This window comes from Companilactobacillus crustorum JCM 15951, assembly GCF_001434585.1.
Lineage (GTDB): Bacteria > Bacillota > Bacilli > Lactobacillales > Lactobacillaceae > Companilactobacillus > Companilactobacillus crustorum.
In genome coordinates, this window is record NZ_AZDB01000051.1 from 1 (window position 1) to 10,531 (window position 10,531).

Consider the following 10,531-nt stretch of genomic DNA (forward strand, 5'->3'; position numbering starts at 1 on the left):
GCGTTCGGATTAATTTTACAATCTACCTTTTATCTAAATATTTTTTAACATGTTCATCAGTCATATCTAAGAACCGGCGTTTTATCGTTGTTACTGGCCAATTATCTCTTTTAACTAAAGAATTAGTATCATTGTATTTCTGACTGTCTTTTCCGAGACCTTCAAATTCAAACCAGATTCCAGCCTTCATCTGATGATCATGAATATCTTTTACTACCGGAGTAAATCCTTGGGGAAATTGTTTTTCATCCACTTGCCAATCGCCAATACTGTCATTAAAATCTTTAGTTTTACTCTTATACCAACCTGCATCAATCACATATGTATCGATCATGTGTTTCTCCAACAATTGGACAGATTCGTGGACTAATTCAGCACTTGGATGTCCCCAAGTAGTTCCCCATTCGTTATATATAATAGGTAAAGTTTTATGTTTGGCCTTTCTTTGTAACCTCGAACTGACCTTTAGTAGTGACCCTTGTCCTACAGTTATATAAGCATACGGCGTTCGATAAGTTTCTCCTGAATCAATATATTTAAACCATTTTCCATCGTCACTATCTGGTAAGCCACCAAATATTACTAACCGATCATCTACTCTAGCAGCATTTAATCTCCACGATGCTTTACCTTCCAATTCAGCTAACCATGTAACGTCATTTTTTGTGTCTCTCAATCCTATAATCGGAAAAAATTTTCTAACTGGCATGGTCCCATTCTGACCAAAAGTTTCAATTCCCAATCCAGATGATTTCCAACTCATTTCCAAGTCATAATCTTCAATCGGACGCTGTTCTACTCGCCCTTCCATTGCCCATTTTGACCGTAACCTGATCAATTGAAGATTATCTGTTAACTGTCTTCCATAAAATGGACTCAGACTATTTAAAACAAAGGAAGTCAGATATTCCAATTTTTCAGTCTCAGAAGTCTTATTAGTAAATTCGGTCCAGATTTTTAGCCTTTTCATCTTAGAGTCATATAAAATTTTTTGATCATACAAATTCTGATGCTGATCTTTCAAAGTTGTAGTAACCATTAGGTCATTGACATCGTGACTTTCTCTTTGATCAACAAAAACCATTTCTCGAGAAGTTTGACTATTAAACATCGTCAAACCATTACTAAAGTTTTTATCATAGGCGTCATGGACTAATTTTGATTGAACCAAACTAAGGGTATTTTTTTGAAAATCTGGTTTGCACACTTTTTTAGCCATAGCTATCGGATAAATGGTCCACTCTAAATGTTTATTTTCATCTATCCAGTAGTGCAAAACCATGTCACCAACTGTTATTTTATTCAGTGTTTTAAAATCACTCATTTTTTTGTCCTTCTTGGATATTGGATCCCATAACTTCAATCTGCGTTAGAGCTGGAAATGATTCCGAATCTTCATCTTTAATAAGATCGACTAATTTTAACCACGTAATTGTTCTTTTACTAATAGAAAAAATCTGGTAATTTTTGTCCCTATGTAAATTTATTTTTTCATAACTTCCATCTGAAAATTGAATCGTCATTTCTTTCCAACTAATATCATGGGGATAGTCAGCACGTAAGAGAATATTTAACTGATCAACTTCAACTTCTCTACCAAAATCCAATTTAAATTCTGCATCATCACGTTGATTTATTCCCCAAGATTGGAACGGATATCCACCATGTTTGTTATTTGCAGCAATACCATCTATTGCATTTTTAGCAAAAAAGGACATTTCATTTCTTGTTTCAGCATTGGCAGTTACATGTGGAAAAGCATTGGTTGAAACGTGTTGATCATAAGTATTAATTGCTAAATTTTGATATATCCTTATTTCTTCTTTTGTTGCTAATTTAGCCCAACTATAATGATTCTTTCCTAAGAAAGCTCCATCTGGATATGGCCATTCCCTTTGAATATTAAAAGGAATTTGATAATTCCATTCATCCTTTACATATATCAACGTCGGTTTGATACTTGCATCCAATTGCACCCAGACATATTGAGGATACTCATCAAACGTCAATTGATAATAATTGCCAACTGCATATTGAGACGGATAGGCCATTCTAACTAATCTTTTGCCAGTGGCCTCAACTAGCAAATCATTATTGTTCATTAACTTTAACTTCATTGTTACTGTTTCCTCTCAATTTTTTAAGTATGAAATCATATCCGCAATGGCATCATTATTATTGTCATTTACAATTACTTGTGCTGCCTCTTTTAATTCACTCAAAGCATTATCAACAGCAAAACCTATTCCTACATTAGAAACTATCTCCAAATCATTCTCATAGTCCCCAATTGCCGCAACCTGATTCAAACTAGTTTCAGTTAACAAAGCTTCTTTTAAGCCACTTAATTTTGATACTCCAGATGCTGAGACTTCAATATAATCAACATCGGACCAAGTTGTGGTTAAAGGCAATTTCTTCAAAAGTTTCAACATTTCTTTTAATTGTTTATTATCTTTAATTTGTACAGATATTTTTTCAATTCCTGTTTGATTTAACTCATTCAACGATAAGTGAGAATGCCAATGGCTAACTCCCATTTTAGTCAATGAAATTCTGGCTATTGAAAATGACTTCATGATTTTAATCACTCTTACCACATCAATAGAAGGGATAGTATGAGTACTTATTGAACCTGCAAACTTATGAACTCGCGCTCCGTTCAGACAGACGGAAAAATCTGGTTGAAAATTTTTATCTAATGCCCACTCAATCCCTTGTTTAGATCTTCCAGTTGTAACTCCAAAGTAATTACCATCACTTTGCCATTCTTTAATTGCCTGAATGTTTTTGTTTGATAATTTTTTATCGTCATTTAACAATGTTCCATCTAAATCAGAACAAATAATTTTTATTTTTTTCATAATCTCTACCTTCAAAAAAAGCGCTGGCATACTGCCAACACTTTTTTATTTAGCTGCACCACCGGTAATACCTAAGAAGGTAAGAATCAAAGCAATAATAACGATAGCAACCAATAAACGTGCTGGACGATTTTTCTTACGTAAGTACCAAAAACAGCAAAGAACCAAAGTAAGTGGCAATAGACCAGGAAGAATTTGATCGAGAACTGACTGTAATTTAAAAACTTGGCCAGCAGTCTTCATTTGAAAGGTTGTTGTAAATGATACATATTGAGCACTCATAGCACCAATCATCATTAATCCAAGTACCTAAACTGCTTTCGTAATTGTTTTAAAAATACCATTTTCCATGGCTTTAGTTACAAAACCTTGACCTAAACGATATCCAAATTTAGCTCCGTACCAACGAATTAGCATATTAGGAATATTGAAAATCAATAAGAATAATAGTGGTCCTAACCACATTCCTTTTTTACAAAACCCAATTGCGATGCCTGTTGCGATAATTCTTAAAGCACCCTGTTGAACAGAATCTCCGAGCCCTGCAAAGGGTCCCATTAAAGCTGATTTAATGGCAGTTATTGAACTAACATCAAATTTTCCTTTATTATCTTTATTTTCACGTTCCATTGATAAATTCAAACTCATAATAAATGGAGCCATCATTGGAGTCGTATTAAAGAACGTCTGATGTCGTAACATTGCGCTATAAAATTCTGGTGTATCTGTTCCATAAATTTTTTTCAAAAATGGTTCTAGTACCCAAGAATATGTAACCGCTTGTTGCTTGGTGTATGAAGTACAAAACATTAACCAATTCTGACGCCAAAATAATTTCCGATAAAATTTTTTTTCTGTATTTTTATCTATTAAAAAACTATCAGTTGTATTTAATTCATTAGTCATTGAAGAAATCCTCCTCTACATCTTTATCATCACTGCCATCTGTCCGTGTAATAACTTTAGTTTCCTGATGTTTCTTTAGATCACTTATGGCAACCAAAACAGCTATACAAATACCAATAAAGGCAACCTCAATCATTGTTCCTTTGAAAAAAGCAACTATCCCAAATCCAAGGAAAAACCAAGGTGCTAAATTTTTATCCCATAAAGTAATCATTAACAGTGCAATACCCACTGCAGGTAACATTCCAGCTGCGACAGTTAAGCCACTCATGATTTGATCTGGAATTGCATTTACTAAATTTTTAATAGCGTCAGTCCCAGCAGCAATACCGACAAATCCTAAAATAAACCACATGAGTAAATATGTTGCACGTTGAATTTGCCACAGTCTATTAAAAGCTTTTATATTGTGATTTTTTAGATGTTTCTCAAATCGGGGAACTAAAGCCGTTGCCCAAATTTTAAATAACTGATAAATCAAAGTACCTAACATACTGATTGGCAATGATAAAGCTATAGCAACAGAAGTTTTAGCTGAAAGCAAAATACCAAATGCAGCTCCAAAAACCGAGCCCATCCCAAAATCTTGAGGCATTACTCCTCCTAATGAAATACTGCCTAGATACACTAGTTCCAAGGCAGCACCAATCATGATACCTTCTTTAAAATGTCCTAATAAAATACCTGTAATAGTACAAGCAATCATTGGACGATTAAATCCAATACTTCCGTACCAATCGCCCCATTTTTGAATAGCTAGAGCAATTCCAACCATTATTGCATTAACTAACATCATTCACTTCTCCTTATAATAAATCATCTAATTTTTTCACGGCGTCACTAGGCAAGGGCTGATGAATAAATTTAAAATTCTTGTTGCTTAAATCTTTAAAAATTTGTTTTTCAGCATCCGTTAAATAAACTGTATCTGAAATTTTATTTTTCTTTTCTATATCTCCTGCAATTCGTCCGTAATTAGCTAGGTCCATCATTTCTGGTTTAGCTTCTGGATTCAATCCTTCTAATACTTGTTCGACTTCTTCTGGATCATTCATAACGACCATAATTGATAAATTTTTTGAACGTGGATCATTTAATAATTTCAAAGCTTTTTCCACTGGCAAAATGAATGCCCTAATATTGTCTGGCGCAGCCATTTTCAATGCTGCTTTTTGAATCTCATTTTCACTAATCGAATTACTTATCACTACAATCCTTGAAACATTTAAATTTTTTGACCAAAACACTGCTACTTGGCCATGAATTAAACGATCATCAATTCTTAACATTTTAATCATTTTTCTTTCCCCTTCTTTTACAAAATAATCTTAAATGCATAAATAACTCATTCACAAAACTTAAAAGAACGTCAATTTAAACACCTAAACTAATAAATAAAAAATTAATACTGTATAAGTGAATGTTTATTAATTAGCATCTACGTGAAGAATATCTCATATAGAGAATTAATGTAACCGTTTTACTTATATAATAAGTGTTAAAATTTGATCTAGATATCTCAAAAAAATACTACTTTTTACGGAGGATTTTTACGATGAATTACTTGTTATCCTTAAATAAACCAATTGTTTATGTTTGGGCAGGACATTTCATAAAAAAGGGAAATACTCCTTGGATCAGACGTAGAACAACTCATGATGTCGATTCAGAAATTATGATGATGGAAAAAGGCGTTATGCATCTAAAAGTAAACGGTGAAAAGATTACCCTACATGCCGGGGAAATATTATATACACCTCCCCATGCAGAGATAATGGGGATTGCCGAAACTACTGAAGAGATATCATCGTTCTGGCTACATTTCTTAGCATCTGAAAAACAAATCAAAGATAATGATCGCCTAATTAAAGAAGCTACAGATCAGCAAAGAAATAAAACAAAAGTAACAAAACTTAATGATTTTGTTCTAATACCTCAAATTTATTCAATGCATCATCCTGAAAATCTCTACACACTCTTTACCCAATTACTACAGTCCGTCAATGAGCTACCTAGTACACAAAGACAAAATGATTTCTTTATTTCATTTTTTTTATGTAAAATCAGCACTGATTATCTTGAAACTTTATCGTTAAAATATCCAAAAAGACAACTTACTTCTACTTATATTTCTGAATGGATTAGGGTAAACATTTCTAGAAGTCTAACCGTTCAACAAGTTGCTAATAGATTTAATCTAAATCCTAGTTATCTAAGTCGGCTCTTTAAAAAAGAAACTGGGATTTCCCTAAAATCATATATTTTGAATATGAAAATAGATTATGCGAAATATTTATTAACCTCTACTACGATGCAAATTTCTGAAATTGCTGAAAAGTCTTACTTTTCTGATGACAAACAGTTCTTGCATACTTTTAAAAAGAAAACTGGCACAACCCCCAGTAAGTATCGTAAGGCTAGTTTTAACACTCATTTAAATAGCAATATCGTTGACCCCAAGCCTACTTTACCTGCACAATTTGGTACCAAGTCCTTGCATATTATGATTAAAAACATTTTTAACGACGACACTTCAAAATAAACGAGCAATTAAATTTACTCGTTTTATATTTTTAAATTATTTAATCCCTATCAGCATTCAAAAATAAAACAAAAAATTCCAATAATAAGATTTGACAAAGAGTCGAATAATCTTATTATTGGAATTTACTTTACAAAATTAAATACTCAATTAAGTTAATAGAGTCTAAGAATAAAACAAAAAATACTACGGAATTATAAATTATTATAATATGTTTTTCGGTAATATTGTTATTTATCTTAGCCCCGATCCAACCACCAAAAATTGCTGCAAAAGTAATAGCGACCAATACCAAAAGATCTAATCCAAAAACGTTTTTGGTAACAATTGCCTGTATCAATTTGGCTCCCTGGCTAAAGAAAATAGTAATTATAGAATATATCGTTGCCTTACGCATCCCTATTCCAAAAATAAATATGAAACAAGCAATATTGATAGGACCACCACCTATTCCTAACAATGTCGACAACCATCCCAAAAATAACCCTACAATTACCATTAAAAAATCACTTTCCAGATTCAAAGGCTTTATCATTCCACAGACTAATATCAAGGAAGCTATAAGAGAAATTATCACTAATATCATTTGTATAACAACACTCTGATCGTTACCAATCGCAGAATGTAAGAGTTTGAAACTCCAATCTCCTAACATACCACCAATAATTGAACCAATAGATAAACCAATTGCCGTCTCTATTTCAATTTTATTATCAGACTGCAATTGTTTCCATGTTGAACTAATAGACATAACAAAAACAGCGAAACTGGAATAAAAATTGATCAAAATAACATTATCAATATCTAATAACTGCAATGTAGGCTTAATTATTAACCCTCCACCCATACCTGATATTGCTCCAATAGTATTAGCAACCCCAATAATTAATACATAAAGTAAAGCTTTAAACATTTTGTTTCACACAACGAAAGCCAAGATGGCTACTAGTTGATAGACAATCTACACCATTCCTTGCAGGTAATCGGTACCTATTACAATATGAACAATGACACAGAAATGAACCGCCTCTAATTGCATATTCGCCCTTTTCAGGAGCTTTTATTAATTCATAATCATTGGTGTTAAAATCATCTAAAAGTACATATCTGGGATTTCGGCACCATTCCCAAACGTTACCAATCATTTGATATAGATCATAATTATTGGGAGCATAGGTTTTAACCGGTGCAGTCCCTATATATCCATCACCTTGACTATTTTTCCAAGGAAACTCACCTTGCCAAGTATTAGCATGAAATTCATTATTTTCGGTTAAACTATTACCCCATGGATATTCAGTTGTTACACCACCACGGGCTGCATATTCCCATTGGGCTTCCGTTGGTAAGGTCATATGTGCCCAATCACAAAATGCTAATGCATCCGCGAGTGACACGTGAACTACGGGATGATCCATTAAATCAGTTATTGAACTATTTGGTCCAAATGGATGTCGCCAATTGGCTCCTGGTACCAAAAGCCACCAAGGAGCTCCAGCAACGTGTTCATACTCATCTCTTTTAGAGTCATCAACAAAAATATGGAACACAAATGATGTCCCATATTTTTCTGCAGTCGTTTTATAATCTGTTGCCTTAACAAATTTAGCAAAATCAGTATTAGTAACAGTCGTTACACCTATTTCAAAGGGTTTTACATTTACTTCCGTAGATGGTCCTTCATAATCCTCTGAAAAGCCATGATCATCGTCTGTACCCATCAGAAAATTTCCACCTGTTAGATGTTTTAACTCCAATCCGTTCACTTCCTAATTATGTTTATTTTTAACAAAGTCCAACGTAGCAACAATCTTATTCAACGGAACCTTTTTAAGTTTTCCGTCAATAACAAAGTCCTCTTGGCGACCTTTCAAAAATTCAATTAGTTTTTTCGTTAAATCATTAACTACTGGTTTATATTTAGAATTATTAATTAAATTGACCTTTTCATTAGGATCTTTCTGAACATCGAACAGTTGATATTCATCTCTAACTGGGAACCAAATAAATTTATAATTATCAGTTAAAATATACTGGCTAGAATCCTTACCTAAGCTATGTTCACCATGAAAATTTGAACGCCATCCTTCATAATCTCCAAATAGTAATTGTTTTACACTTTTACCATCAGTTTTTACTTTCTTGTTCAACGCTAAATCAACAATTGAGGGAAATATATCTTGAATTTTAACCAATTGTTTAATCTTATGATTTTCAGCTGCAATTAAATTACCTGGATCATAAATAAATGAAGGAATATGAATACTACCATTATATGGATAGGCTTTTCTAAATAAATAATGTTCACCTAACTGATCCCCATGATCTGAAACAAACCAAACAATCGTATCTTTATCATTTCTAAATTCCTTTAATGACGTTAAAAAGTGACTAATTTGATTATCTATATGTGTAATAAGTCCTAAATAGGCAGCCACCATTCTTCTTTCATCATCTTTTTTAAGTTTTCCACGCAATGCATAGATTCCTGGTATTTCATCCTTCAAGGTTTCCCAATTACCAATATGCAAATCTAGCTTTTTAGGTAACCGATCCATATACATATCAAAATAATACTGTGGAGGATCTAAAGGAGCATGTGGTTTTTCAAAAGACATCTTCAAGAAAAACGGAACCGTAGGGTCCCGTTTTTGAAGGAATTTAATAGATTCTGATACAACCCAATTAGTTGGATGATACTTTTCCGAATAAGGCCAAGGACGGGCTTCCCATGAATTACAATTAACACCGTCATCAATAATATCTGTATCATGACCTAAACTATTTTTCAAAAAATCTAAATAGTCATCTGAATATTCAAATTGCGAACCATATGGCTTATCATATTTTCTATCTGCATGGAGATATCCGTCATGCAGCAAAACATGATCATATCCCATCCTTTTTCTTGACGGATAAACGTGCATTTTTCCAATACATTCAGTTTGATAACCCATATCTGAGAACGTTTTAGGTAATGTATTAGTAAAATTCCAAGGAACTTCATCCTCATATCCTACTCGACCTGTTCGTTCTTGATCCATTCCAGTTAATAGCGCCGCCCTAGCTGGTACACAACTAGGAACCGGAGAATAAGCATTTTCAAAGTTATAACCCTGACTAGCCATCATATCTAAAGTCGGTGTGCTAGCAAAATGGTGTATATCGTTAAAAGAAAGGGCCTCAGCTCTCATTTGGTCTACAACAATCAAAACAACATTTGGTCTCAACAAGTTTCCTTCTTTCTATGCTGCTGGTACACCAAGTATCTTTAATGAGTAGAAGATGATTGAAAGAATAAGGAATATCCAAATAACTCTACTTGAATTCATATGTTTTCTGCCTAACATCCAATATGCCAAAGCTACTAAAGCAATTGGAACTAAGGCTGGTAAAATTTGATCCAATACTTCGGTTTGAATAGCCATCGTTTTTTTACCAATAACTAATTTAAATGGAACCACAACTTTAACAACTGAAGGTATCAACCCACCAATTACTAAAACACCTAACAAACTTGCAGATTCAGTTAAATTTTGTAACATATTACCCATTGAGCCAACAATTTTTTTACCTTGTTTAAAGGCAAAAGGCATTTCAAACAATCTTAAAATAACAATTGCACAAGCTACTAATAGCCATAAAATAGCACCAACTGGATTACCTTTTAATCCCATATATGCGGCTAATGATCCCATGATAGTTGGAATAACAGCACCAAATAGTGAATCACCAACTGCAGCAAATGGTCCCATCAAACTGGTTTTAATAGCAGCTACAGCTTCCTTGGATTCTGTTCCTGCATCATTTTGAAGTGCTAAATCGACACCCATAATGGTTGGTAACAAAACAGGGCTAGTATTAAAGAATTGCATTTCCATACGCATCATATCTTTTAAAGCTTCTGGGTCATCACCATAAAGTTTGTTCATAGCTGGATAAATAGCGTGGGCATAGGCTAAATTCATCATTCGCTCGTAATTCCAACCAAGTTGTGAACTATACATGTATCTTAAATTCACGTGTCTTATATCTGCTTTTGTTAACTTTGGACGTTCTTTACTCATAATAATTACCCTCCTTATTCCTCTTCGTCATCCTCAATTTCGTCTTCATCTTCATCGTCACTTACATCTGCTGAACCTATTCCAGCTGGTTGAGCAACTTTATTACTAATATTGTTGTAATAGATGGTAGCGTCAAGAATCTTGTGTAAATG

At 33.4% G+C, this 10,531-nt stretch carries 10 protein-coding genes and 1 pseudogene; 1 reads left to right on the plus strand and 10 read right to left on the minus strand.

The annotated features are described in order from the left end of the window. Window positions 1-22: 22 nt before the first annotated feature. The 6 genes and pseudogenes from FD26_RS09935 to FD26_RS09960 form a co-directional block, all read right to left on the minus strand. Window positions 23-1,324, minus strand: a complete 1,302-nt coding sequence (locus FD26_RS09935; protein WP_057868272.1) for an alpha-galactosidase — start codon at window positions 1,322-1,324, stop codon at window positions 23-25. Continuing rightward, on the minus strand, window positions 1,317-2,117 hold the full coding sequence (locus FD26_RS09940) for a hypothetical protein (RefSeq protein ID WP_057868273.1): 801 nt from the start codon (window positions 2,115-2,117) through the stop codon (window positions 1,317-1,319). The genes FD26_RS09935 and FD26_RS09940 overlap by 8 nt, the downstream gene beginning before the upstream one ends. 15 nt (window positions 2,118-2,132) lie before the next feature. Next, window positions 2,133-2,864, minus strand: coding sequence for an HAD family hydrolase (locus FD26_RS09945; RefSeq protein ID WP_057868274.1), 732 nt, complete (start codon window positions 2,862-2,864; stop codon window positions 2,133-2,135). Window positions 2,865-2,909: 45 nt separating this feature from the next. Further along, window positions 2,910-3,770, minus strand: a pseudogene (locus FD26_RS09950) (PTS system mannose/fructose/sorbose family transporter subunit IID). Further along, complete coding sequence (locus FD26_RS09955; protein ID WP_103429381.1) at window positions 3,763-4,566, minus strand: PTS mannose/fructose/sorbose/N-acetylgalactosamine transporter subunit IIC; 804 nt, start codon at window positions 4,564-4,566, stop codon at window positions 3,763-3,765. Before FD26_RS09955 ends, FD26_RS09950 begins: the two are co-directional and overlap by 8 nt. Window positions 4,567-4,576: 10 nt before the next feature. Next, the gene (locus FD26_RS09960) at window positions 4,577-5,068 is read right to left on the minus strand and encodes a PTS sugar transporter subunit IIB (RefSeq protein ID WP_057868276.1); all 492 of its coding nucleotides are present in this window, start codon (window positions 5,066-5,068) and stop codon (window positions 4,577-4,579) included. Between the two features lie 257 nt (window positions 5,069-5,325). Here FD26_RS09960 and FD26_RS09965 point away from each other — a divergent pair, with 257 nt between their 5' ends. After that, on the plus strand, window positions 5,326-6,312 hold the full coding sequence (locus FD26_RS09965) for an AraC family transcriptional regulator (protein WP_057868277.1): 987 nt from the start codon (window positions 5,326-5,328) through the stop codon (window positions 6,310-6,312). A gap of 130 nt (window positions 6,313-6,442) precedes the next feature. Here FD26_RS09965 and FD26_RS09970 read toward each other — a convergent pair whose 3' ends face one another. From FD26_RS09970 to FD26_RS09985, 4 genes are read right to left on the minus strand one after another with little or no spacing between them, the layout of a single operon-like run. After that, complete coding sequence (locus FD26_RS09970; RefSeq protein ID WP_057868278.1) at window positions 6,443-7,225, minus strand: sulfite exporter TauE/SafE family protein; 783 nt, start codon at window positions 7,223-7,225, stop codon at window positions 6,443-6,445. Then, the gene (locus FD26_RS09975; RefSeq protein WP_057868279.1) at window positions 7,218-8,069 is read right to left on the minus strand and encodes a formylglycine-generating enzyme family protein; all 852 of its coding nucleotides are present in this window, start codon (window positions 8,067-8,069) and stop codon (window positions 7,218-7,220) included. Before FD26_RS09975 ends, FD26_RS09970 begins: the two co-directional genes overlap by 8 nt. Window positions 8,070-8,081: 12 nt before the next feature. Continuing rightward, entirely contained in the window at window positions 8,082-9,542 is a 1,461-nt protein-coding gene (locus FD26_RS09980) for a manganese-dependent arylsulfatase (RefSeq protein WP_261766212.1), read from the minus strand. Window positions 9,543-9,557: 15 nt separating this feature from the next. Beyond that, a complete protein-coding gene (locus tag FD26_RS09985; protein ID WP_057868280.1) occupies window positions 9,558-10,379 on the minus strand; it encodes a PTS system mannose/fructose/sorbose family transporter subunit IID in 822 nt (273 codons plus the stop codon). Window positions 10,380-10,531 lie beyond the last annotated feature (152 nt).

Bases quoted from the DNA above. Each gene is read 5' to 3' on its own strand.
- FD26_RS09935 (WP_057868272.1), bottom strand. From the start codon at position 1,324: ATGAGTGATTTTAAAACACTGAATAAAATAACAGTTGGTGACATGGTT.
- FD26_RS09940 (WP_057868273.1), bottom strand. From the start codon at position 2,117: ATGAAGTTAAAGTTAATGAACAATAATGATTTGCTAGTTGAGGCCACT.
- FD26_RS09945 (WP_057868274.1), bottom strand. From the start codon at position 2,864: ATGAAAAAAATAAAAATTATTTGTTCTGATTTAGATGGAACATTGTTA.
- FD26_RS09955 (WP_103429381.1), bottom strand. From the start codon at position 4,566: ATGATGTTAGTTAATGCAATAATGGTTGGAATTGCTCTAGCTATTCAA.
- FD26_RS09960 (WP_057868276.1), bottom strand. From the start codon at position 5,068: ATGATTAAAATGTTAAGAATTGATGATCGTTTAATTCATGGCCAAGTA.
- FD26_RS09965 (WP_057868277.1), top strand. From the start codon at position 5,326: ATGAATTACTTGTTATCCTTAAATAAACCAATTGTTTATGTTTGGGCA.
- FD26_RS09970 (WP_057868278.1), bottom strand. From the start codon at position 7,225: ATGTTTAAAGCTTTACTTTATGTATTAATTATTGGGGTTGCTAATACT.
- FD26_RS09985 (WP_057868280.1), bottom strand. From the start codon at position 10,379: ATGAGTAAAGAACGTCCAAAGTTAACAAAAGCAGATATAAGACACGTG.